Origin of the sequence: Actinomadura livida, assembly GCF_014648675.1 — a bacterium.
GTDB classification, from domain to species: domain Bacteria; phylum Actinomycetota; class Actinomycetes; order Streptosporangiales; family Streptosporangiaceae; genus Spirillospora; species Spirillospora livida.
Map to the genome: position 1 here is coordinate 609,832 of NZ_BMRO01000002.1, position 22,990 is coordinate 632,821.

General features: G+C 73.0%; 19 protein-coding genes. 8 read left to right on the plus strand and 11 right to left on the minus strand.

Annotation, left to right across the window (positions count from 1 at the left end; genetic code table 11):
• Window positions 1-19 precede the first annotated feature (19 nt).
• The 8 genes from IEZ03_RS06210 to IEZ03_RS06245 form a co-directional block, all read right to left on the minus strand.
• Window positions 20-337, minus strand: a complete 318-nt coding sequence (locus IEZ03_RS06210; RefSeq protein WP_184884863.1) for a non-heme iron oxygenase ferredoxin subunit — start codon at window positions 335-337, stop codon at window positions 20-22.
• Complete coding sequence (gene sufD / locus IEZ03_RS06215; protein ID WP_184884865.1) at window positions 334-1,482, minus strand: Fe-S cluster assembly protein SufD; 1,149 nt, start codon at window positions 1,480-1,482, stop codon at window positions 334-336. Before sufD ends, IEZ03_RS06210 begins: the two co-directional genes overlap by 4 nt.
• Window positions 1,482-2,894 (minus strand): Fe-S cluster assembly protein SufB, encoded by a 1,413-nt coding sequence (sufB, locus tag IEZ03_RS06220; RefSeq protein ID WP_132050077.1) that lies wholly within the window; start codon window positions 2,892-2,894, stop codon window positions 1,482-1,484. The genes sufD and sufB overlap by 1 nt, the downstream gene beginning before the upstream one ends.
• Window positions 2,891-3,706: a helix-turn-helix transcriptional regulator gene (locus IEZ03_RS06225; RefSeq protein WP_373293542.1), complete on the minus strand. Its 816-nt coding sequence runs from the start codon at window positions 3,704-3,706 to the stop codon at window positions 2,891-2,893. Before IEZ03_RS06225 ends, sufB begins: the two co-directional genes overlap by 4 nt.
• 131 nt (window positions 3,707-3,837) lie before the next feature.
• Window positions 3,838-4,755 (minus strand): universal stress protein, encoded by a 918-nt coding sequence (locus IEZ03_RS06230; protein ID WP_229808058.1) that lies wholly within the window; start codon window positions 4,753-4,755, stop codon window positions 3,838-3,840.
• A complete protein-coding gene (locus IEZ03_RS06235) occupies window positions 4,752-6,206 on the minus strand; it encodes an amino acid permease (protein ID WP_229808059.1) in 1,455 nt (484 codons plus the stop codon). The genes IEZ03_RS06230 and IEZ03_RS06235 overlap by 4 nt, the downstream gene beginning before the upstream one ends.
• On the minus strand, window positions 6,203-7,138 hold the full coding sequence (gene arcC, locus IEZ03_RS06240) for a carbamate kinase (RefSeq protein ID WP_184884867.1): 936 nt from the start codon (window positions 7,136-7,138) through the stop codon (window positions 6,203-6,205). The genes IEZ03_RS06235 and arcC overlap by 4 nt, the downstream gene beginning before the upstream one ends.
• Before the next feature lie 40 nt (window positions 7,139-7,178).
• Window positions 7,179-8,420 carry an arginine deiminase gene (locus IEZ03_RS06245; protein WP_184884869.1) on the minus strand — a complete coding sequence of 414 codons (1,242 nt, stop codon included), beginning with the start codon at window positions 8,418-8,420 and terminating at the stop codon, window positions 7,179-7,181.
• Window positions 8,421-8,651: 231 nt separating this feature from the next.
• Between IEZ03_RS06245 and IEZ03_RS06250 the strand changes: the two genes are divergently transcribed.
• The 5 genes from IEZ03_RS06250 (at window position 8,652) to polX (ending at window position 14,074) form a co-directional block, all read left to right on the plus strand.
• Entirely contained in the window at window positions 8,652-9,578 is a 927-nt protein-coding gene (locus tag IEZ03_RS06250; protein WP_184884871.1) for an ABC transporter ATP-binding protein, read from the plus strand.
• Window positions 9,579-9,658: 80 nt separating this feature from the next.
• Window positions 9,659-10,375 carry an ABC transporter permease gene (locus IEZ03_RS06255; RefSeq protein WP_184890665.1) on the plus strand — a complete coding sequence of 239 codons (717 nt, stop codon included), beginning with the start codon at window positions 9,659-9,661 and terminating at the stop codon, window positions 10,373-10,375.
• Between the two features lie 3 nt (window positions 10,376-10,378).
• A complete protein-coding gene (locus IEZ03_RS06260) occupies window positions 10,379-11,317 on the plus strand; it encodes an EamA family transporter (protein WP_184884873.1) in 939 nt (312 codons plus the stop codon).
• 141 nt (window positions 11,318-11,458) lie between these two features.
• Window positions 11,459-12,295, plus strand: coding sequence for a proteasome subunit beta (prcB, locus tag IEZ03_RS06265; RefSeq protein ID WP_184884875.1), 837 nt, complete (start codon window positions 11,459-11,461; stop codon window positions 12,293-12,295).
• A 60-nt stretch (window positions 12,296-12,355) separates the two neighbouring features.
• Window positions 12,356-14,074: a DNA polymerase/3'-5' exonuclease PolX gene (gene polX / locus IEZ03_RS06270; RefSeq protein WP_184884877.1), complete on the plus strand. Its 1,719-nt coding sequence runs from the start codon at window positions 12,356-12,358 to the stop codon at window positions 14,072-14,074.
• A 35-nt stretch (window positions 14,075-14,109) separates the two neighbouring features.
• On the opposite strand, the gene IEZ03_RS06275 is transcribed toward polX, so the two are convergent.
• The 3 genes from IEZ03_RS06275 to IEZ03_RS06285 form a co-directional block, all read right to left on the minus strand.
• Entirely contained in the window at window positions 14,110-15,117 is a 1,008-nt protein-coding gene (locus IEZ03_RS06275) for a COX15/CtaA family protein (protein WP_229808060.1), read from the minus strand.
• Window positions 15,118-15,165: 48 nt separating this feature from the next.
• Window positions 15,166-16,401, minus strand: a complete 1,236-nt coding sequence (locus tag IEZ03_RS06280) for a PrsW family intramembrane metalloprotease (RefSeq protein WP_184884879.1) — start codon at window positions 16,399-16,401, stop codon at window positions 15,166-15,168.
• A gap of 95 nt (window positions 16,402-16,496) precedes the next feature.
• Window positions 16,497-17,420: a heme o synthase gene (locus IEZ03_RS06285; RefSeq protein ID WP_229808079.1), complete on the minus strand. Its 924-nt coding sequence runs from the start codon at window positions 17,418-17,420 to the stop codon at window positions 16,497-16,499.
• A 694-nt stretch (window positions 17,421-18,114) separates the two neighbouring features.
• Between IEZ03_RS06285 and tkt the strand changes: the two genes are divergently transcribed.
• Genes tkt through IEZ03_RS06300 form a run of 3 tightly spaced genes read left to right on the plus strand, consistent with a single transcriptional unit; the run spans window position 18,115 to window position 22,976 of the window.
• Entirely contained in the window at window positions 18,115-20,166 is a 2,052-nt protein-coding gene (tkt, locus tag IEZ03_RS06290) for a transketolase (RefSeq protein ID WP_229808080.1), read from the plus strand.
• Between the two features lie 21 nt (window positions 20,167-20,187).
• Window positions 20,188-21,303, plus strand: coding sequence for a transaldolase (gene tal, locus IEZ03_RS06295; protein WP_184884883.1), 1,116 nt, complete (start codon window positions 20,188-20,190; stop codon window positions 21,301-21,303).
• Entirely contained in the window at window positions 21,300-22,976 is a 1,677-nt protein-coding gene (locus IEZ03_RS06300) for a glucose-6-phosphate isomerase (RefSeq protein ID WP_184884886.1), read from the plus strand. Before tal ends, IEZ03_RS06300 begins: the two co-directional genes overlap by 4 nt.
• The last annotated feature ends 14 nt before the right edge of the window (window positions 22,977-22,990 follow it).

Consider the following 22,990-nt stretch of genomic DNA (forward strand, 5'->3'; position numbering starts at 1 on the left):
GGTTCCTTCGTCGTGGGGCCTAGTCGCCGGCGGCGAGCGACACGTAGACGTCGCCGCCCTCGACCTTGACCTTGTATGTGGCGACCGGCTGCGTGGCCGGCGGGTTGGTGGGCTTGCCGCTGCGCAGGTCGAAGCAGGACCCGTGCAGCCAGCACTCGATGGTGCCGTCGTAGACCTCGCCCTCGGAGAGGGAGACCTCGGCGTGCGAGCAGATGTCGTTGACGGCGTACACGTCGTCACCGCTGCGCGCGATCGCGACCGGCGTGTCGTCCACCTCGACGGCGATCGCGCCGTCGGCGGGGACGTCGTCGAGCGCGCACACCTTGATGTAGCTCATCGAGCCGCTCCCCGGTCCAGCTCCTCCTCGATCGCCTCGATGACCTTGTCGCGGACCTCGGCGACCTCGATGCGCTCGATCAGCTGGCCGAGGAAGCCGCGCACGACCATGCGGCGCGCCTCGTCGAAGGAGATGCCGCGCGCCTGGAGGTAGAACAGGTGCTCGTCGTCCAGCCGGCCGGACGCCGAGGCGTGCCCGGCGCCGGCGACCTCGCCGGTGAGGATCTCCAGGTTCGGGACGGAGTCGACCCGCGTCCCGTCGGTGAGCACGAGGTTGCGGTTCAGCTCGTAGGTGTCGGTGCCCTCCGCCTCCGCGCGGATGATCACGTCGCCGATCCAGACGGCGTGCGCGTCCTGGTCCTGCAGCGCGCCGCGGTAGTCGACGCGGCTGCGGCAGTTCGGGACGGCGTGGTCGACCAGGAGGCGGTGCTCCAGGTGCTGGCCGCCGTCGACGAAGTACACCCCGTACAGTTCGGCGTCGCCGCCGGGCCGGTCGTAGGCCACGGACGGCGAGATCCGCACGACGTCGCCGCCGAGCGAGATGTTGTGCGACACGAACCGGGCGTCGCGGCCGAGCCTGGCGTGCTGGTGCGACACGTGCACGCTGTCGTGGGCCCAGTCCTGGAGGCTGATCACCGAGAGGCGGGCGCCGTCGCCGACGACGAACTCGACGTTGTCGGCGTAGGTCGCCGAACCGCGGTGCGCGAGCACGACGGTCGCCTCGGCGAACGGCTCCACCACGACCGTGGTGTGGCCGTAGGCGGCCGAGGAGGCGTCCTCGCCGCGCACGCGCAGGATGGTCGGCGCGGACGCGACGGCCTCCTTCGGAACGGTCACGACCGTCGCCTGGGTGAAGGAGTTCCACGCCTGCGCGCTGACGCGGTCGGCCGGCACGTAGGACTTGCCGATCCGGGCGTCGTCGCGGCCGACGCTCTCCACCGTCACCTCCGGCGCCGCGTCGGCCTCGACCAGGACCTTGCCGTGCGGCTCGGCTGTGCCGTTGTGCAGGCCGCGGAGGCGGCGCAGCGGGGTGAACCGCCACTCCTCCTCGCGGCCCGCGGGCACCTCGAAGTCGCCCAGGTCGTACGACGACCTGTCGTGCAGCGTCGAGAGCGGCCGCTGATCAGACCGGGTTTCCAGTCCCATCAACCCACGGCTCCTTCCATCTGCAGTTCGATGAGCCGGTTCAGCTCGAGGGCGTACTCCATCGGCAGCTCGCGCGCGATGGGCTCGACGAACCCGCGCACGATCATCGCCATGGCCTCGTCCTCGGTGAGACCGCGGCTCATGAGGTAGAACAGCTGCTGCTCGGACACCTTGGAGACGGTGGCCTCGTGGCCCATCTCCACGTCGTCCTCGCGGACGTCGACGTAGGGGTAGGTGTCGGACCGGCTGATCTGGTCGACGAGGAGCGCGTCGCACTTGACGGTGGACTTGCTGCGCGCCGCGCCGTCCTGGACCTGGACCAGGCCGCGGTAGGACGTGCGGCCGCCGCCGCGCGCCACCGACTTGGAGATGATGGTGCTGGAGGTGTTCGGGGCGGCGTGCACCATCTTGGCTCCGGCGTCCTGGTGCTGGTCCTCGCCGGCGAAGGCGATCGACAGGGTCTCGCCCTTGGCGTGCTCGCCGAGCAGGTACACCGCCGGGTACTTCATGGTGACCTTGGAGCCGATGTTGCCGTCGACCCACTCCATGGTGGCGCCCTCGTAGGCGACGGCGCGCTTGGTCACCAGGTTGTAGACGTTGTTGGACCAGTTCTGGATCGTCGTGTAGCGGACGCGGGCGTCCTTCTTCACGATGATCTCCACGACCGCGGAGTGCAGCGAGTCCGACTTGTAGATCGGCGCGGTACAGCCCTCGACGTAGTGGACGTAGGAGCCCTCGTCCGCGATGATCAGCGTCCGCTCGAACTGCCCCATGTTCTCGGTGTTGATGCGGAAGTACGCCTGCAGCGGGATCTCCACGTGCACGCCCGGCGGCACGTAGACGAACGAGCCGCCCGACCAGACGGCGGTGTTGAGCGCGGCGAACTTGTTGTCGCCGACGGGGATCACCGAGCCGAAGTACTCCTGGAAGATCTCCGGGTGCTCGCGCAGGCCGGTGTCGGTGTCCAGGAACAGGACGCCCTTCTCCTCAAGGTCCTCGCGGATCTTGTGGTACACGACCTCGGACTCGTACTGCGCGGCGACGCCGGCGATGAGGCGCTGCTTCTCCGCCTCCGGGATGCCGAGCTTGTCGTAGGTGTTCTTGATGTCCTCGGGGAGCTCCTCCCAGGACGTGGCCTGCTGCTCGGTGGAGCGCACGAAGTACTTGATGTTGTCGAAGTCGATGGCCGACAGGTCGGAGCCCCACGTGGGCATCGGCTTCTTGTCGAACAGCCGCAGGCCCTTGAGACGCAGGTCGAGCATCCAGTCGGGTTCGTCCTTCTTGGCCGAGATGTCGCGGACGACTTCCTCGTTCAGGCCGCGGCGGGCCGAGGCACCGGCCTCGTCAGAGTCGGCCCAGCCGAACTTGTACCTGTCGAGCCCTTCCAGCTCAGGGTGGGCTGCAGTAGTCATTGGGGCGTCCCTCCGGACTCCTCGTCATTTATGTGTGTTCGTTCAGGGGACCGCTCCCCCGCGTCCCCGCCAGGGGCGACGCTCGCGGCGGGATCACCGCCCCCGTCCTTCCCGCTCAGGGAGCGGGAGCTGACGTGGGTGGTGCAGATCCCGTCGCCGTGGGCGATCGTGGCCAGCCGCTGGACGGGCGTGCCCAGCAGCCGGCTGAACGCCTCGGTCTCGGCCTCGCACAGCTGCGGGAACTCCGCGGCGACGTGCGCGACCGGGCAGTGGTGCTGGCACAGCTGCTCGCCGCCGCCCGGCTGCGGCGCCTTGGCCGCGGCGGCCGCGTAGCCGTCGCCCGACAGCGCCTCGGCGAGCGTGCGGACCCGCTGGTGGGGCGGGGCGTCCTGCACGACGGGCCGGTAGCGCCGCTCCAGATCGGCTATCTGGCGCCGGGCGAACTCGGCGACCGCGTGCTCGCCCGCCGTCTCGGCGAGGAACCGCAGCGCGCTGGTCGCCAGGTCGTCGTAGGCGTGCACGAACGCGCTGCGCCCCTCGTCGGTGATGGCGAACCACTTCGCGGGACGTCCCCGGCCGCGGCGGGCCTGGGGCGTGCGCGCCTTGCGGACCTCGATCATGCCCTCGGCCAGCAGCACGTCCAGGTGCCGGCGGATCGCGGCCGGCGTGAGGCCGACGCGCTCCCCCAGCGCGGACGCCGTGACGGGCCCGTGCTCGAGGATCAGCCGCGCCACCCGGGCGCGGGTGTCGCGCTCGGTCCCGGCGCCGGTCAGCGACGCGCCGGAGCCGGCGTGACCGGGGCCGGACGGCACGCCGGAAGGCCGCACGACGGCGGCCCGGGCATGCGTCTGGTCCTCGCTCACGTATTTCACAACATCAGTGTGCCGTAATTCCTTCCCGAGAAACACCGGATCGCCGATGTCGTAGCTCACGCAGGTAAGCCTTACCTAACCTGGGCTTTCCCCGCGGCGCGCGGCAGGACCAGCACCGGGCACGGCGCGGCCCGCACGATCTTGCCGGAGCTCTCGCCGAGGAAGACCTTGCGCAGCGGCGCGTCATGGCTGGAATGGCAGGCCAGCACTTCCCCGGGCAGCATATCGACGGTGCCGAGGGCCTTGTCGATGCCGGTCCCGACGGCCGTCAGCCGCTCCACCGGCGCGCCGCCGCCGAGGAACCCGGCGGCCTCGCGCAGGTCCTCGTCGGCCTGCGCCGCCTGCCGCTCCAGGACGCCGCCGGCGGCCTGGAACCGCGCCGCGAGCCCTGGAGGCCGCAGCACGAGCGTGAGCAGGCGCATCGGCAGGCCGAGGACCCCGGCGAACTCCGCGGCGGTGCGCAGCGGCCCCTCGACGTCACGGCGGCGCCAGTACGCGATCGTCAGCCGCTCCAGCTTGCCGGGCGCGTTCCCTGCGTAGCCGCGGGGAGCGAGCATCACCGGGGCGGGCGAGCCGTGCAGGAGCTGGTCGGCGGTGCTGCCGATGGCGATGCGCCCGCGCCGCCCGCGCGGGGCCGAGCCGATGACGATGAGGCCGGCGCCGACCTCCCTGGCCACCTCGGCGAGCCCGCGGCCGCTCCCCCGGTGGGGGTGGGCGCGCACGGTGAGGCGCTCCTGCGGCACCGACAGCTCGCGGAGCCGCTCGGCCGCCTGGGCCAGGGCCTCGTCCGCCTGGCTCTTGAGGTAGGCGACCCATTCGGCGTCCACCCTGCCGGGGCCGTGGGCGGGCCACGGGGGCGGGTAGACGTGCGCGGCCGTGAGCGACGCGCCCGCGGCCTCGGCGACCAGGGCCGCGAGGGCGAGGGCGTCCTCGCCGCGGTCGTCGGGCGAGTATCCGACCAGGACCCGCATCGCGTTCCGCCCGCTCATGGCGACGTCCTTCCCGAGGGTCCGGCCGCCAGGCGCGACCGCCGGTGCCCGTACAGGAAGTACGCGGCCAGGCCGACGAGGATCCAGAGCCCGAAGACCACCCAGGTGACGCCGCCGAGGCCGACCATCAGGTACAGGCAGAACCCGACGCCGAGCAGCGGCGTCACCGGGTAGAACGGGACCCGGAAGCCGCGCGGCAGGTCGGGCCGGGTGCGGCGCAGGACGATGACGCCGACGCTGACGAGCGCGAACGCGAACAGCGTCCCGATGCTCGTGGCGTCCACCAGCCGGCCGAGCGGGATCACCGCCGCCAGCACCGAGATGAACAGCGCCACGATGACCGTGTTGGCGACCGGCACCCGCCGCGACGGGCTCACCTTCTGGAAGACGGGCGGGACGAGGCCGTCCCGCGACATCGCGAACAGGATGCGGGTCTGCCCGTACATGACGGTGAGGACGACGCTGGCGATGGCGATCACCGCGCCGAGCGACAGGACGATCGACGGCCACGTGGCCCCGGTCGCCGTGTCCAGCACCTCCGCCAGCGACGCCTCGGAGCCGCTGATGTCGAACTCCGTCCAGTGCATCGCGGCGACCGCGGCCAGCGCGACCAGCACGTAGATGGCGGTCACGACGACCAGCGAGATGATGATCGCGAGCGGCAGGTCGCGGCGCGGGTCCTTGGCCTCCTCGCCGGCGGTGGACGCGGCGTCGAAGCCGATGTAGGAGAAGAAGACCCTGGAGCCGGCGGCGCTGAGTCCCGCCCAGCCCATCGGCGCGAACGAGGCGAGGTTCTGCGACCGGAACGCGGTGAACGCGACCGCGCAGAAGAACAGCAGCACGGCGATCTTGAGGAACACCATGATCGTGTTGGCGGTGGCGCTCTCCGACGCGCCGCGCAGCAGCAGGAACGTGGCCAGCATGACCACGACCACCGCCGGGATGTTGACGAGCCCGCCCTCGCCCGGCGGGCTGCTGACCGCGTCCGGGATCGTGAAGCCGAACGCGGCGTCGAAGAACGCGTTGAGGTAGGAGCCCCAGCCGACCGAGACGGCCGACACCGACACCGCGTACTCCAGCAGCAGGCACCAGCCGCACACCCAGGCGACGAGCTCGCCGAGCGTGGCGTAGGCGTAGGAGTACGACGACCCGGCCACCGGGATCGTCCCGGCCAGCTCGGCGTACGACAGGGCCGAGAACAGCGCGGTGACGGCGGCGAGGACGAACGACAGCATGACCGCCGGGCCCGCCAGCGGCACCGCCTCGCCGAGCACGACGAAGATGCCGGTGCCGAGGGTCGCGCCGATGCTGATGGCGGTGAGCTGCAGCAGGCTCAGCGAGCGCTTGAGCTCGCCGCCCTCGCCGGCCCCGCCCTCGGCGACGAGCCGGTCGACGGACTTGGTCCGCAGGAGGCTGCGCGCGAACGAGCCCGGCGCGGTCCCGGCGGTCACGGCGTGCTCGCAAGCGGCCAGGTCCCGCTGGGAGTGACGATCGTCCCGGCGGTTCCGTCGAGGATCTCCGCGCACTGGTCGAGCAGCCCGATCGCGGCCATGTCGCCCGTCCGCTCGACGAAGGTCGCGGCGGCCTCCACCTTGGGCCCCATCGACCCGGCGGGGAACCGCTCGGCCCGCAGCTCGTACGGGGTGGTGTGGACGATCTCCTTCTCCCGGTCGGTGCCGAAGTCCCGCATCACCCGGGGCACGTCGGTGAGGATCAGCAGCGCGTCCGCGTCCATGCTCTCCGCCAGGAGCGACGCCGTGTGGTCCTTGTCGATCACCGCCTCGACGCCCTCCAGCCGCCCGACGTCGTTGCGGACGACCGGGATGCCGCCGCCGCCCGCGCAGACGACGATCGTCCCGAGCCGGACCAGCTCCCTGATCAGCCGGGTCTCGATGACCCGCTGCGGCCGCGGGGACGGGACCACGCGGCGCCAGCCCTCCCCGTCCCGCCGGACGGTCCACCCGTACTCCGCGGCGAGCTTCTCGGCCTCCACCCGGCCGTAGAGCTGCCCGACGAACTTGGCCGGGTCGGCGAACGCCGGGTCCACCGCCGACACCAGCGTCTGGGTGATCATCGCCATCACCTGGCGGCCGGGCAGCGCGTTCTGCAGCGACTGCAGCATCCAGTACCCGATCATGCCCTGGGTCTCCGCGCCGACGGTGTCCAGCGGGTACGGGCGGGTCAGGCCGGGGTCGTTGAGGCTCTCCAGCGCGAGCACCCCCACCTGCGGCCCGTTCCCGTGCGTGATGATCAGCTCGTGCCGCTCGGCGAGCGGCACCAGCGACCGGACCGCCCGGTCGACGTTGCCGCGCTGCGGTTCGGCGTCCGGTGTCTCCCCCCGCCTGACCAGCGCGTTCCCTCCGAGCGCGACGACGACGCGCATGTCCCCTCCCCCGTGCCCCGGCCCTCCCGGGGCGGTGCCCTCAGGCGTCCCGTTCGATCGGGCAGGTCATGCAGCGCGGTCCGCCGCGTCCCCGCCCCAGCTCGCTGCCGCGGATCGTGATGACCTCGATCCCGTTCGCGGTCAGGTGGTTGTTGCTCGTCGCGTTGCGCTCGTAGGCGACGACCACGCCCGGCGCCAGGGCCAGCACGTTGTTGCCGTCGTCCCACTGCTCGCGCTCGGCGGCGAACACGTCCTGCGTGGGGGTGAGGACCTTCACGTCGTCGACGCCGAGGGCGGCGGCGATCGCCTTGTACATGTCCTCAGGGGGGTGGTCGGTGATCTTCAGTTCCTTCTCGGTGTCGCCCGGCTCGACGGTGTGGGACGGCAGGAGCCCCAGGCCCGCGTAGGTGGTGAACACGCCGTGGTCGACCATCGTCATCACGGTGTCCAGATGCATGAACGCCCGTTTCTGCGGCATCCGGAGCGCGACGATCCGGGAGCAGGAGCCGGCGGCGAACAGCGACTGCGCGAGCATCTCGACCGCCTGCGGCTGCGTCCGCTCGCTCATCCCGACCAGGACCGCGCCGTTGCCGATGACCAGGACGTCGCCGCCCTCCAGCGTCGCCGGGGCCATCCGGGTACCGCGGTTCCACACGTGGTAGCCGCCCGCCTCAGGGGCGTCGTGGCCGCCCGCGAACATCGGGTGCCAGCGGTAGACGGCCTCCATGTTCACCGTCTCGCGCATCCGCGCCTTCTTGCGCATGGCGTTGATCGAGACGCCGTCGTAGATCCAGCAGGACGGGTCGCGGGTGAACAGGTGGTTGGGCAGCGGCGGGAGGATGAACCCGTCCGGCCCGATCGAGTGGAACGCGATGGACGCCGGCGCCTGCATCCGCTCCAGCATCTCGCGCTTGGTGACCCCGCCGACGAGGTACGACGACAGCTCGTCCAGGTCCATGGCGTCGAAGCAGTTGCGGATGGCGTCGGTCGCCAGGGGCCCGTAGAAGTGCGGGTCGACGACCGCGTCGAGGATGTGCTTGCGCGCCTCGGGGATCTCGACCGTCTCCCTGAGCAGGTCGATCAGCAGGTACGTCCGCACGCCCGCGGAGCGCAGGACGTCCTCGAACTCCTCGTGCTCCTCCACGGCCCGCCGCACCCACAGCACGTCGTCGAACAGCAGGCCGGCGGCGTTGGACGGGGTGAGGCGCTTCAGCGAGAGCTCCGGCCGGTGCAGCAGGACCCCCCGCAGCGGCCCGACCTCCGAATCGACGTGAAACGGCATCCCCACCTCCTCGGCGCGGCCGCGGTGCCGCGAAGCCCCGGCTCGGCGCGGACCACCGGCGACAGGCGGTGACCTCCCCCGGCCCGCGCGAACGAAACTGCCGCGTACCGCGCCGTGTGCGGCGGACCGGCGCGGCCGGGCCCGGCACCGGGCGGCTTTACCCGATCTTCACGCGGCGCACCGGCGGGACCCGGAACGAACCGGTCAGGCCCCAGATCTAAACTCGTCGGCATGACACCCCCCGGAGGCGGCGCCGTCGAGCTGGACTCGCTCGTCAAGCGCTACGGCGCGGTCACGGCCGTGGACGGCCTGTCGCTCAGCGCCGCCCGGGGCGCCGTCACCGCGCTGCTCGGCCCCAACGGCGCCGGCAAGACCACCACGATCGAGATCTGCGAGGGGTTCCGGCGGGCCGACTCGGGCACCGTCCGCGTCCTCGGGCTCGACCCGGCCGCGGACGGGCGGGCGCTGAAGCCGAGGGTGGGCGTGATGCCGCAGTCGGGGGGCGTGCCGGCGACGGCCCGCGCCGGGGAGTTCCTCGACCTCGTCGCCTCGTTCCACGCGGCGCCGCTCGACCCGCGGGCCCTGCTGGAGCGGCTCGGCCTGTCCGGGCACGCCCGCACCCCGTTCCGCCGCATGTCGGGCGGGCAGCAGCAGCGGCTCTCGCTGGCCGTCGCCGTGGTCGGGCGGCCCGAGCTCGTCTTCCTGGACGAGCCCACCACCGGGCTCGACCCGCAGGCCAGGCGCTCGACCTGGGAGCTCATCGGGGAGCTCCGGGCCGCCGGGGTGTCGGTCGTCCTCACCACGCACAACATGGAGGAGGCCGAGCACCTGTCCGACCGCGTCGTCATCGTCGACCACGGCAAGGTCGTCGCGGAGGGCGCGCCCGAGGAGCTGACCGGCGCCGAGCGGCAGCTGCGCTTCCGCGCCCGGCCCGGCCTCGGCCTGGAGGAGCTGCTGTCGGCGCTGCCCGCCGGGTGCGCCGCGAAGGAGTCGCCCGCCGGGCACTACCTGATCGAGGCGGACGTCCGCCCCGAGCTGCTGGCCACCGTCACCGCCTGGTGCGCCTCGCACGGCGTCATGACGGAGGACCTGCGCATCGAGCGCCGCACGCTGGAGGACGTCTTCCTGGAGCTGACCGGACGGGAGCTGCGCCCGTGACCACCCCGTACGAGGCCGCGCCCCCGAAGGCGGCGCCGCTGGACTTCACCCCGGCACCGGCCGCCGTGCCGCTGCCGGGGATGGTCCTGGCCCAGACGCGCTACGAGCTGCGCACGATGCTCCGCAACGGCGAGCAGCTCCTGCTGACGCTGATCATCCCGGTGGTGCTGCTGGTCCTGTTCGGCGCCACGTCCCTGCTGGACCTCGGCGCCGGGTCCCGCGTCGGCTTCCTCACCCCCGGCATCCTCGCCCTCGCGGTCATGTCGACGGCGTTCACCGGGCAGGCCATCGGCACCGGCTTCGAGCGGCGCTACGGCGTGCTCAAGCGGCTCGGCGCGACGCCGCTGCCGCGCGCCGGGCTCATCGCCGCCAAGACCCTCACCGTGGTCGCGGTCGAGGCGCTGCAGGCCGCGGTGATCTGCGCGGTGGCGCTGGCGCTCGGCTGGGAGCCGCACGGCGACCCCTTCTCGGTGGTCGTCCTGCTGCTGCTCGGCACGGCCGCGTTCAGCGGGTTCGGGCTGCTCATGGCCGGGACGCTGCGCGCGGAGGCCACCCTCGCCGCCGCGAACCTCGTCTACGTCCTGCTGCTGGCGGTCGGCGGGGTCGTCTTCCCCCTGGACGAGTTCCCCGCCCCGGTCCGGGACGCCCTGGAGCTGCTGCCGATCTCCGCGCTGGCCGAGGGGCTGCGCGACGTTTTGCGCGACGGCGCGGCGCTCCCGGCCGGCCCCGTGCTCGTCCTCGCGGTGTGGGCGGTCGCGGGGCTCGCGCTCGCGGCCCGGTTCTTCCGGTGGGAGTAGCCGATGGCACTCGCTGAGACGCCCGAGCCGCTCGGCGGGGCGTCCGCCCCGTCGTGGCGCGCCCGGATCCTGTCGCTGGGCTCGGTGCCGCCGCCCGCGCTGGTCGTGCTCGGCATCATCTCCGTCCAGGTCGGCGCCGGGCTCGCCAAGCACCTGTTCGACCGGCTGCCGCCGAGCGCCGTCGTGTCGATGCGGCTGCTGACGTCCGCGATCGTGCTGGGCTTCCTGGCGCGCAAGGCGCTCCGGACGGTGCTGCGCGACCACTCCAGGTCCAGCCTCGCCATCGCGGCCTGCTTCGGGCTGGCGCTGGCGCTGATGAACGTGTCCATCTACCAGTCGTTCGCGCGGATCCCGCTCGGCGCTGCGGTCACGATCGAGTTCCTCGGGCCGCTCACGGTGGCGATCGTGGCGTCGCGGCGCCCGCGGGACGCGCTGTGGGTCGTGCTGGCGGGGGCGGGCGTCGTGCTGCTGGCCAGAGGCGGCACCGAGGGCCTGGACCCCGTCGGCGTCGCGTTCGCGCTGCTGGCCGGGGTGTGCTGGGCCGCCTACATCCTGCTCACCGCCGCCACCGGCAAGCGGTTCTCCGGGACCACCGGCCTCGCGTTCGCCAGCATCGTCGGGACGGCGGTCGTGCTGCCCGCGGGGGCGGCATCCGCCGGCGCCGCCATGCTGGACCCCGAGCTCCTGCTGATCGGCGTGGGCGTCGGCCTGCTGTCGTCGGTCATCCCGTACTCGCTGGAGCTGGAGGCGCTGCGGCGCATGCCCGCCCGCGTGTTCGGGATCCTGATGAGCCTGGAGCCCGCGGCCGCCGCGCTGGTGGGGATGCTGCTGCTCGGCGAGTTCCTCACCTTCCGCCAGTGGGTCGCCGTCTGCTGCGTGGTCGCCGCCTGCGTGGGCGTCACCCGCGGGCAGCGGAATCCGCCGGAGGCCCCGGAAGCTTGAGCGCCGGCGAACCGGGGGGTGTGGGGGCGCCCCCCACAAGCCACAGGCCTAGCGGTGGCGTGTGAGTGGCAGGTCCGTGTGGCAGCGTGGAAGGATCGGGACCGCGAGATCGTCAGGACGACGGAACGGAGAGGAGCCGCCGTGATCGGCCGGAGCCAGGACCAGGGGATACCGCCCGAGTTCTTCGAGGCGGGGCCCGCGTCGTTCGTGGACCTCCTGCGCCTCCACTCCCCGGAGCTGCTGCCCGTCAACCGGGTGCCGGAGGGGGACGTCCCCGAGCTGCCGCACGGCACCACCGTCCTGGCGCTGACGTTCCCGGGCGGCGTCATGATGGCCGGCGACCGGCGCGCCACCCAGGGCAACCGCATCGCGTACCGCGACCTGGACAAGGTGCAGCGCGGCGACGAGTACTCCGCGGTCGCGTTCGCCGGGACGGTCGGGCTCGCGCTGGAGATGGTCCGGCTGTTCCAGGTGGAGCTGGAGCACTACGAGAAGATGGAGACGGTCCCGCTGTCGCTTCCGGGCAAGGCCCGCCGCCTCGGCGCCGTCGTCCAGGCCAACCTCGCGCAGGCGCTGCAGGGGCTCGCGGTCGTCCCGCTGTTCGCCGGGTACGACCCCGACGCCGGCGAAGGCCGGATCTACACCTACGACATCACCGGCGCCCCGCAGGAGGCACGCGACTACCACGCGGACGGCTCCGGCTCCCCCTACGCGACGGGCGCGCTGAAGAAGCTCTACCGGCGCGACCTCTCCGAGGAGGACGCCGCGACCGTCTGCGTGCACGCCCTCTACGACGCGGCCGACGACGACTCCGCCACCGGCGGGCCCGACCAGTCCCGGCGCATCTACCCGACGATCGCGGTGGTCACCGCCGACGGCTACCGGCGGCTGCCCCAGGACGAGGTGTCCGCGATCGCCGACGAGGTCCTGCGCGGCCGGATGGACAATCCGGGCGGACCGCTCGCCCCGCTGCGCTGACCTCCGGGGCCGGGCCCGGCGGGCACGGGAAACGTCGGTGCCGGCTCCTAGACTCGGGGCATGGCACGGGCGAACGACGAGGCCGCTGACCTCATCCAGGAACTGGCCGACCTCCTCTCGATCACCGGGGGCGACGCCTTCAAGATCAGGGCGTACGAGAAGGCCGCGCGGGCCATCGCCGGGCATCCCGACGACATCTCCGGCCTCGACCTGGCCGGGCTGCGCAAGATCCCCACGGTGGGCGAGGCGATCGCCAAGAAGGTGCTCGACTACACCACCACCGGCACCATCCGGCAGGTGGAGGAGCTGCGCACCCAGATCCCGGCCGGGGTCAGGGCGCTGACGGCCATCCCGACCCTCGGCCCGAAGAAGGCCCTCGCCCTCTACGAGGAACTGGGCGTCTCCTCGGTGGACGAGCTGTCCACCGCGATCCGCGAGGGCCGCCTGCGCGGCCTCAAGGGCTTCGGCCCGAAGACGGAGGAGAACATCCTCCACGGCATCGAACTGCTGCGCAGCTCCGGCGAGCGCGTGCTCGTCGACGCCGCCGCCGGCGTGGCCGACGAGATCGTCGCGGCGCTGTCCGCGCTGCCGGAGGTGGAGCGCTGCGAGCACGCGGGCTCCCTGCGCCGGATGCGGGAGACGATCGGGGACGTGGACGTCCTCGCGGCGTCCCGCGACCCGCGGCCGGTCATGGCGGCGTTCACCGCGCTGCCGCTCGTCGCCGAGGTCATCGCGAGCGGCGAGAAGAAGACCTCGATCCGCACCGCCAAGGGCCTCCAGGTCGACCTGCGCGTCGTCCCGCCCGAGTCGTGGGGCGCCGCGCTGCAGTACTTCACCGGGTCGCAGGCGCACAACATCCGCACCCGGGAGATCGCCGTGAAGGCGGGCCTCAAGCTGTCGGAGTACGGGCTGTTCCACGCCGAGTCGAACGAGCTGATCGTGTCCGGGACCGAGGAGGAGGTCTACGAGCGGCTCGGCCTCCCCTGGATCCACCCGGCGCTCCGCGAGGACACCGGCGAGATCGAGGCGGCCCTGGCGGACGAGCTGCCCCGGCTGGTCACCGTCGAGGACCTGCGCGGCGACCTGCACAGCCACACCGACCTCACCGACGGCATCGCCTCCCTGGAGGACATGGTCGCCGCCGCGCACGCCCGCGGCCTGGAGTACTACGCGATCACCGACCACGCGCCGAACCTGTTCATGCAGCGGATGACGGACGAGAAGATGCTCGCCCAGCGGCGGCGGGTCGCCGAACTCCAGGCCGAGTACCCCGGCATGACGCTGCTCCACGGCACCGAGCTGAACATCGACCCGGACGGCGGTGTCGACTGGGACGCCGACTTCCTGTCCGGCTTCGACATCTGCGTCGCCTCGGTCCACTCGCACTTCACCCAGGACCGGGACGCCATGACCCGGCGCCTCGTCCGCGCCTGCGAGAACCCGCACGTCCACGTGATCGGCCACCCGACCGCCCGCAGCATCGGCCGCCGCTCGCCCGTCGACGCCGACTGGGACGAGGTGTTCCGCTGCGCCGCCCGCACCGGCACCGCCATGGAGGTCGACTCGTTCCCCGACCGGCTGGACCTGCCCGCCGACCTGATCCGCCGCGCCAAGCGGTACGGGGTGAAGTTCTCCGTCGACACCGACGCCCACTCCGTGGGCCACCACCGCAACATCCGCTACGGCGTCGGCACCGCGCAGCGCGGCTGGCTGACGCCCGACGACGTCGTCAACACCTGGCCGCTGGACCGCCTCCGCGCCTTCCTCCGCAAGACCTGACCCGGCACCGACGCAGGTTCGACTCGCCCGACCCGCTACGCGGGCTGAGGGCTCTCGCTCTTGCTCTGGGCGGAGGGCGCCCCGGCGGCGGGCGGTGCGACGGCGGGCACCTCGCCGCGGTCGCGGAGGGCGAAGAACAGGCGGAAGGCCGCGATCCACATCAGCACCGACCCGAGCATGTGCAGCAGCACGAGACCCTCGGGGACGCCGAGGAAGTACTGGACGTAGCCCACGACGCCCTGGAAGACGATGAGCGCGGCCAGCTCGTGGGCGCGGCGGCGGGCGGCCGCGGGGGCGCCCGTCCGGTAGAGGGCGATGATGACGAGCACGGTCAGGGCGGTGGTCACCCAGGCCAGCGTGCTGTGGACGCGGGCGACGTCGGTGATGTCGAAGCCGTACCGGCGGGAGTCGGCGTCCCCCGCGTGGGGGCCGGTACCGGTGACGACGGTCCCGGCGACGAGGACGGCGGCGCACGACACCAGGAGCGCGGCGGTGAGGCGGCGCGTCCACGGGCCCGCGAGCGGCCGGGGCGGGGCGTCGCCCTCACCGGCGCGGATCCACAGGGCCACGCAGAAGACCAGCAGCGCGGGCGACACGAGGAAGTGCAGGGAGACGGCCGTCGGGTGCAGCTTCGTCAGGACCACGATCCCGCCGATGACGGCCTGCGCGACGACGCTCATCGGCTGCGCCAGCGCCCACCAGACGAGCTCCCGGCGGCGGGGGCGCAGCCGCAGCGCCGCGATGAACACCAGCAGCCCGGCGGCCAGCACGACGAAGGTGACCAGCCGGTTGCCGAACTCGATCGACATGTTCAGCACGTGGTGCTCGGGGTTGTGCGTGGGGACGAGGCTGTCGCCGGAGCAGCGGGGCCAGTCGGGGCAGCCGAGCCCGGACTTGGTGACGCGGACGGCGCCGCCGCTGACGACGATCAGTACGTTGCCGATGACGCCGAGCAGCGCGATCAGCCGCAGCGACCCGGAGGTCGGGCGCCACACGGCGTTCCACATCCGGGACGGGAGGTTCGACGACGATCGCTCTGCCACGGCACTAATCGTATGGCCGGGTCCGGGTGGCCGTGATCCGGCCCCCGGTCACCTGCCGTACGGGCCGGGAGGATCCGGTGGCCGGGGCGGCAGGAACCCGGACCGGCCCTGCCCCGCCCACGGCGGGACTCCAGCCCGCCGCGCCCTGGCGCCCGCCTGGGTGCGCAGGAACGCCTGCCGCGACAGGCCCATCAGGCTGAGCAGCGCGTCGCGGCGGGTGACGAACCAGTTGGGGTCGGCGACGCCGCGGTCGGCGCGCTTGTGCAGCAGCACCAGCTCCGTCGCCGCGAGCTGGTAGTCCGCCATGGCCTGCCCGGCTACCGGACCGCCGACAAGGCGGGCCCAGCGGCGGGCGGCGCGACGCGCCGGGAGGGAGCGCAGCATCCGGATGTCCTGCTGCGTCACCAGTCCCGTCGCGGCGTACGTCGGCAGGTAGGTCTCGATGCGGCGCACGGTGCTCCGGCGCTCGAAGAAGACGATGGCGACCAGGGCGACCAGGATGCAGAAGTCCAGCGCGTAGACGATGGCCAGGCCGCCGAGCCCGCCGAGCGTGGCCGCGCCGTTCCACAGGCCGTGCAGGACGATCGCGCCCAGCAGCCCGGCGAGCGGCGCGACGAGCTGCCCGCGCCGGTGCGTGGCGGCGTAGGCGACGCCGAGGCCGGTCATCGCGGTGAACAGCGGATGGCTCAGCGGCATGATCAGGCCGCGCAGGATGAACACCGCACCGAGCTGCTCCGTGCCGCCCTCCTCGTACGCCCGCATGTAGTAGGTGATGTTCTCCATCATCGCGAAGCCGAGGCCGACCATGGCGGCGTAGACGATCCCGTCGGCGAAGCCGTCGATCTCGTTGCGGCGGACCCAGAGCATGACGAACAGGGCGGCGCCCTTGAGCGTCTCCTCGATGACGGGCGCGCCGAAGGTGGCGCTGACGAAGTGGCCCTCGCTCTCACCGAAGATCGGGACGGTGACGTACAGCAGCCCGGCGGTGTTGAGCACGAGCGCGCCGAGCACGGCGACGCCCGCGCCCCACATGAACGAGAACGCCAGGGCGCGGGGCGGTTCGGGCTCCAGGCGGTCCAGCGTGAGGGCGAGCGCGATCAGCATCGGGATCGGGACGATCGCGAGCAGCGCGCCGACCCAGAATCCCGGCCCTCCGTAGAGGGCGGTGATGCCGAGCGCGATCGCGGCGCACAGCCCCGACACGGTCATGCCGACGATGAGGGCGACCGGGGGTCTGCCCGGGATCCGCCCCTCCAGCACCGCCTTGGGGTCCACACGCGCCATGCCGCGAAGCGTAACGGCCGGTAGCGCGAAGTGCTAAGCCGCCGCCGAGGGGATGATCACCTTACGTGCGGTGCCGCCGTCCGGGCGCGCCGCCGTCAGAACAGCAGCGGGTCGACGGCCACCGCGGTGAAGAGCAGCGCCAGGTAGACGTTGGAGAGGTGGAAGAACCGCATCGGCCGGAGATGGACGCCGGTCACCCCGGCGCGCACGGCCCTCAGCAGCCGGTGCCCCTCGGCGACGAAGACCATGCCGAGGACGACCGCGACGGCACCGTAGACCGGGCCCATGCCCGCGACCGGCCACAGCAGCAGCGAGCAGGCCACGGTCGCGTACGTGTAGGCGAGGCTCTCGGTGACGACGCGCCGCTCCCCGGCGACGACCGGCAGCATCGGCACCTTGGCGACCGCGTAGTCCTCGCGGTAGCGCATCGCGAGCGTCCACGTGTGCGGCGGCGTCCACAGGAACACGACGCCGAACAGGACGAGCGGGGTCCAGGCGAGCCCGCCGGTGACCGCGGCCCAGCCGATGAGGACGGGCATGCACCCGGCGATGCCGCCCCACACCACGTTCTGCGACGTGCGCCGCTTGAGCAGCAGCGAGTAGACGAAGACGTAGAACAGGATCGCGAACAGCGACCCGGCCGCGGCGACCGGGTTGACGGCGAGCAGGAACCCCGCCGTGGACAGCACCGCCAGCGTGATCCCGAAGACCAGCGCGCGGGCGGGGGTGACCTGGTGGCGGGCCAGCGGGCGCCGCCGGGTGCGGCGCATCTTGGCGTCGATGTCGCGGTCGATGTAGCAGTTGATCGCGTTGGCGGCGCCGGCGGACATGGTCCCGAAGGCCAGCGTCAGCAGCACGGTGGACAGCGGGGGCACTCCCCCGGCCGCCAGGAACATCACCGGGATGGTGGTGATCAGGAGCAGCTCGATGACGCGCGGCTTGGTCAGCGCGACATAGGCCCGCACGCTCGCGCCGATCGTCCTGGGAGGAGCGTCCGCCTGCGCCGCGGGCACCGGCACGAGAGCCGCCAGAGGCGCCCCCGGACCCTCGTCGCCGAGGTCTCCGGGGTCGTCGAGCTCGGCCTCGACCCCGCGCTTGTTACTGAGCACCGTCACAATCGGGTCCACGTTGGCTAGGAATGAGAAATCGCGTACCACCTCGGCGGCGCCCCCGCGTTCCGGGCCGGCCTCGGCGTGGTGCAACTTCGACTTGCGTCTTGCTGCCGCGGCCGTGTCGTCAACCGCGCCATCACTGTAGTCCGACCCCTCCCGGAGCCGTGCACCGGGTCACCGGATCACCCGCTGGATCACCCGTCCGGGGGGTTAGTCCCGAATGCCTACGGGCAAGGGTGCATGAGCGGTACGGCCCCGACGGCCGGGACCCCCCTGGCCGGACCGCGGTGGCCGGACGCGCGGCCCCCGGCGGTCGCGTTTCGCGCCAGCCTGCGGCGGCCCTCCCCCGCGATAGGCTCGCTGCGGGCGCGGCGCGGCTCCGCCGGCCGCGGAAAGCGCCGCCGCACGGGGCCGACGGGAGACAGGGCCGCGCCGCGGGCGGGCGCGGCGAACGATGTGCCGCGCGCCGGGCGCGCGGCACCACAGATTGTTCAGTACTACCGGTTCGAGAGGAGCCTGGCGTTCCGTGAGCAGGGACAACAGCACGTTTGAGTGGTCCGACCAGGATCGGCGGGCGGTGGACGTCGTCCGCGCGCTCGCCATGGACGCGGTCGAGGAAGCGGGCTCCGGGCACCCAGGGACGGCGATGAGCCTCGCGCCCGCCGCCTACCTTCTGTTCCAGCGGTTCCTGCGGCACGACCCTACGGACCCGCACTGGCCGGGCCGGGACAGGTTCGTGCTCTCCTGCGGGCACTCCAGCCTGACCCTCTACATCCAGCTCTACCTGTCGGGCTACCCGATGACGCTGGACGACCTGAAGGCGCTGCGCAAGTGGGGCAGCCTCACCCCCGGCCACCCCGAGCACGGGCACACGGCCGGCGTTGAGACGACCACGGGCCCGCTCGGGCAGGGCCTCGCGAACGCGGTCGGCATGGCCATGGCGGCCCGCCGCGAGCGCGGCCTGTTCGACCCCGACGCGCCGCAGGGCGAGTCCCCCTTCGACCACACCGTCTGGGTGTTCGCCTCCGACGGCGACGTCCAGGAGGGCATCAGCCACGAGGCGAGCGCGCTGGCGGGCCACCAGAAGCTCGGCAACCTGGTCGTGCTCTACGACGACAACCACATCTCCATCGAGGACGACACCGCGATCGCGCTGTCGGAGGACGTCCAGGCCCGCTACGCCGCGTACGGCTGGGACGTCCACCGCGTCGACTGGACGGAGAACGGCGACTACGAGGAGAACGTCGCCGCGCTCGCCGAGGCGTACGCGGCGGCGCGGGCCGAGACGTCCCGCCCGTCGTTCATCGCGCTGCGGACGATCATCGGCTGGCCGGCGCCGAACAAGAAGAACACCGGCAAGATCCACGGCTCCGCGCTCGGCGCGGACGAGGTCGCCGCGACCAAGCGGATCCTCGGCATGGACCCGGCCGAGCCGTTCCACGTCCCCGAGGACGTCCTGGACCACGCCCGCGCGGTGACCCAGCGCGGCCGCGCCGACCACGCCGCGTGGAAGGGCTCGTTCGACGCGTGGCGCGAGGCGAACCCCGAGCGGGCGGCCGAGTACGACCGGATCGCGGCCCGCGAGCTGCCGTCCGGCTGGGAGGGCGCGCTGCCCGAGTTCGAGGCCGGCTCCGACGTCGCGACCCGCAAGGCGTCCGGTGACGTCCTGGCGGCGCTGGCGCCGGTGCTGCCCGAGCTGTGGGGCGGCTCGGCGGACCTGGCCGACAGCAACAACACGACGATGAAGGGCGAGCCGTCGTTCGTCCCCGAGGAGTTCCAGACCAAGGAGTTCCCCGGCCACCGCTACGGCCGCACGCTGCACTTCGGCGTCCGCGAGCACGCGATGGGCGCGATCTGCAACGGCATCGCCCTGCACGGCGGCACCCGCCCGTACGGCGGCACGTTCCTGGTCTTCAGCGACTACATGCGCCCGGCCGTCCGGCTGGCGGCGCTGATGAAGCTGCCGGTCACGTTCGTGTGGACGCACGACTCGATCGGCCTCGGCGAGGACGGCCCGACGCACCAGCCGGTCGAGCACCTGTGGGCGCTGCGCGCGATCCCCGGGCTGGACGTCGTCCGGCCTGCGGACGCCAACGAGACCGCGGTCGCCTGGCGGACCATCCTGCGGCACACCGACCGCCCGGCCGGCCTGGCGCTGACCCGGCAGAAGCTGCCGACGCTGGAGCGCGGCGGCGAACTCGCGTCCGCGGAGGGCGTCGCCAAGGGCGGCTACGTGCTGGCGGACGCCGACGGCGGCCGGCCCGAGGTGATCCTCATCGCGACCGGCAGCGAGGTCGCGCTCGCCCTGGAGGCGCGGACGGCGCTGCAGGCCGAGGGCACCCCGACCCGCGTGGTGTCGATGCCGTGCGTCGAGTGGTTCGATGAGCAGTCCGACGCCTACCGGCAGGAGGTCCTGCCGCCCGGGGTGCACGCCCGCGTGTCGGTGGAGGCCGGGATCGCCCTCGGCTGGCGCACCTACGTCGGCGACACCGGGGAGTCGGTCAGCCTGGAGCACTTCGGCGCGTCCGCCGACTACAAGACGCTGTTCCTGCAGTTCGGCATCACCGCCGAGCGGGTCGTCGCGGCGGCGAAGGCCAGCCTGATCAAGGCCGGGGTCCGGCACGCCGGGCGCGGCGAGACCACCGGCAACTGAAGACGCGACGAGGAGGACACGATGAGTGAGATCCTGAAGCGGCTGTCGGACGAGGGCGTCTCGATCTGGCTGGACGACATCAGCCGCGAGCGGCTCCGGACGGGCAACCTCGCGGAACTCGTCAAGGACAAGCACGTGGTGGGCGTCACGTCCAACCCGACGATCTTCGCCAAGGCGCTGAGCAAGGGCTCCGCCTACGACGACCAGGTCCGCGACCTCGCGGTCCGCGGGGTGGACGTCGAGGAGGCGTCCCGCGCGATCACCACCTACGACATCCGGTGGGGCTGCGACGTGCTGCGCCCGGTGTACGACCGGACGGACGGGCTGGACGGCCGCGTCTCGATCGAGGTGGACCCGCGGCTCGCCCTCGACACCCGCCGCACCGTCGCCGAGGCCCGCGCGCTGTGGTGGCTGGTGGACCGGCCGAACCTGTACATCAAGATCCCCGCGACGGAGGCGGGCCTGCCGGCGATCACCGAGGCGCTGGCCGAGGGCATCAGCGTGAACGTGACGCTGATCTTCTCGCTGGAGCGCTACGGCAAGGTCATCGACGCGTTCTTCGAGGGGCTGGAGAAGGCCCGGGAGAACGGCCGCGACCTCTCCAAGATCGCCTCGGTGGCGTCGTTCTTCGTCAGCCGCGTCGACACCGAGATCGACAAGCGGCTCGACAAGATCGGATCCGCCGAGGCCAAGGCGCTGCGCTCCAAGGCGGCCCTGGCCAACGCGCGGCTCGCCTACGCCCTCTACGAGGAGAAGTCCGGCACCGACCGGTGGAAGGCGCTGAAGGACGCGGGGGCCCGCCCGCAGCGTCCGCTGTGGGCCTCCACCGGCGTGAAGGACCCCGACCTCAGCGACACCCTCTACGTGGACGAGCTGGTCGCGCCGGGCACGGTCAACACGATGCCGGAGGCGACGCTGGTGGCCGTCGCCGACCACGGCCAGATCCGCGGCGACACCGTCCGGGGCACCTACGACGACGCCCGCGCCCACATGGCCGCCCTGAAGAACGTCGGCGTCGACTACGACGACGTCGTGCGGGTCCTGGAGGAGGAGGGCGTCGAGAAGTTCGCGGTGTCGTGGAAGGAGATGCTCGACTCGATCCGCGGCGAGCTGGAGTCCAAGGGGGCCGGCGCGTGACCTCGGTGGTGACCGCCGGGGGGATCTCGGTCACCATCCGCGGCCCGGTGCTCGACGAGAGCGAGACGGTCCTCGACCGGCTCGTCTCCGACGGGGTGCCGGGCTCGCTGGCGTCGCGCAACGCCAAGCTGTGGGGCCCGGACGCGGCCGCGCTCGCCGCCCGCCGCCTCGGCTGGCTGGAGCTGCCGGAGACCTCGCGGTCGCCGGCGGACCTGCCGGCCGGGCCGGCGGGCGAGGCCCGCGACCGCGGCCTGGACCGGGTCGTCCTCGCCGGGGCGGGCGGTGCCGCGGTCGCCGCCGAGGCGATGTACCGCACCCACTTCCGGGACGGGGCCGCGCCGGCGGAGCTGGTCGTCCTCGACACCACCGACCCGCACGAGGTGTCGGGCGTCCTCGCGGGCGACCTGCACCGGACGATCGTGGCCGTGGTCGGCGAGAGCGCCGAGGCCGATTCGCTGCGCCGCGTCTTCGGCCGCGCGTTCGCCGAGGCCGGGCTGGACGGCGCCGAACTGGCGCACCGGTTCGTCGTCGTGGCGGAGGATGGGTCCGCGCTCGCGGAGGCCGCCGGTGAGGCGGGGCACCGCCTCGTGCCCGCCGAACCCGACGTCGACGGGCGCTACGGCGCGCTCGGCGCGCGGGCGCTGGTGCCGGCCGCGCTCGCCGGCGTCGACGTTGCCGCGCTGCTGGACGACGCGTCCCGGCTGCTGGCGGTGCTCCGGCAGCCCTACGACAACCCGGCGCTGGCGCTGGGGGCGGTGCTGGCCTCCTCCGCGCTCGGCACCCGCGACAAGCTCGTGATCGCCGACCACGGCTCGGGCCTGCACGGCTTCGCCGGATGGGCGGAGCAGCTGGTCGGCGGCGCGCTGGGCAAGGACGGCAGGGGCCTGCTGCCGGTGGTGGTGGAGAGCGTCGACGCGCCGGGCTTCGAGCTGACCGCCGATCTGCGCCGCGTCATCCTGGGCAGCCGGCCGGACGAGCCCGGTGCCGGGCGCGAGGCCGGCGTGACCGTCGCGGGCCCGCTCGGCGCGCAGTTCCTGCTGTGGGAGTACGCGGTGGCGGTGGCCGCCCGGGTGCTGGGCGTCGACCCGTTCGACGAGCCGGACACCGGCCAGTCGGCGGAGAGCACCGCCGCGCTGCTGCGCTCGGAGGAGGGCACCGCGCCCACGGTCGTGCGGAGGCCGCCGGAGCTGGTCTCCGGAGCGGTGGAGGTGCACGCCGGCGCGGAGGACGCGCTGCGGGGCGCGCAGACCCTCACCGAGGCGCTCGAAGTCGTGCTGGAGAGCGTCCCGGAGGGCGGCTACCTCGCCGTCCTCGCCTATCTGGACCGCCGCGGCGACGCGGCGGCGGCCGGGCTGCGGCCGCTGCTGGCGGCGCGGGCGGCCAAGGCCCGCAGGCATCCGGCCCCCGTCACGTTCGGGTGGGGTCCGCGCTACCTGCACACGGTCGGCCAATACCACAAGGGCGGGCCGCGCAACGGCGCGTTCCTCCAGGTCACCGGCGCCGTCACCGGCGACGTCCCGGTCCCGGGGCGGCCGTACTCCCTCGGGGAGCTCCAGCTCGCGCAGGCGTTCGGCGATCTGCGCGTGGTCCGGTCGCTGGGCGCTCCCGCCTTCCGCCTCCATCTGCGGGACCGCGCGGAGGGCCTCGCCCAGCTCACCGAGGCGCTCGCCTGACGCGGTGTTCGCCT

What these genes read in the sequence shown, in the direction of transcription:
- IEZ03_RS06210 (WP_184884863.1), bottom strand. Translation starts at nt 337, where the DNA reads ATGAGCTACATCAAGGTGTGCGCGCTCGACGACGTCCCCGCCGACGGC.
- sufD (WP_184884865.1), bottom strand. Translation starts at nt 1,482, where the DNA reads ATGGGACTGGAAACCCGGTCTGATCAGCGGCCGCTCTCGACGCTGCAC.
- sufB (WP_132050077.1), bottom strand. Translation starts at nt 2,894, where the DNA reads ATGACTACTGCAGCCCACCCTGAGCTGGAAGGGCTCGACAGGTACAAG.
- IEZ03_RS06230 (WP_229808058.1), bottom strand. Translation starts at nt 4,755, where the DNA reads ATGAGCGGGCGGAACGCGATGCGGGTCCTGGTCGGATACTCGCCCGAC.
- arcC (WP_184884867.1), bottom strand. Translation starts at nt 7,138, where the DNA reads ATGCGCGTCGTCGTCGCGCTCGGAGGGAACGCGCTGGTCAGGCGGGGG.
- IEZ03_RS06245 (WP_184884869.1), bottom strand. Translation starts at nt 8,420, where the DNA reads ATGCCGTTTCACGTCGATTCGGAGGTCGGGCCGCTGCGGGGGGTCCTG.
- IEZ03_RS06250 (WP_184884871.1), top strand. Translation starts at nt 8,652, where the DNA reads ATGACACCCCCCGGAGGCGGCGCCGTCGAGCTGGACTCGCTCGTCAAG.
- IEZ03_RS06255 (WP_184890665.1), top strand. Translation starts at nt 9,659, where the DNA reads ATGGTCCTGGCCCAGACGCGCTACGAGCTGCGCACGATGCTCCGCAAC.
- IEZ03_RS06260 (WP_184884873.1), top strand. Translation starts at nt 10,379, where the DNA reads ATGGCACTCGCTGAGACGCCCGAGCCGCTCGGCGGGGCGTCCGCCCCG.
- polX (WP_184884877.1), top strand. Translation starts at nt 12,356, where the DNA reads ATGGCACGGGCGAACGACGAGGCCGCTGACCTCATCCAGGAACTGGCC.
- IEZ03_RS06280 (WP_184884879.1), bottom strand. Translation starts at nt 16,401, where the DNA reads ATGGCGCGTGTGGACCCCAAGGCGGTGCTGGAGGGGCGGATCCCGGGC.
- tkt (WP_229808080.1), top strand. Translation starts at nt 18,115, where the DNA reads ATGGACGCGGTCGAGGAAGCGGGCTCCGGGCACCCAGGGACGGCGATG.
- tal (WP_184884883.1), top strand. Translation starts at nt 20,188, where the DNA reads ATGAGTGAGATCCTGAAGCGGCTGTCGGACGAGGGCGTCTCGATCTGG.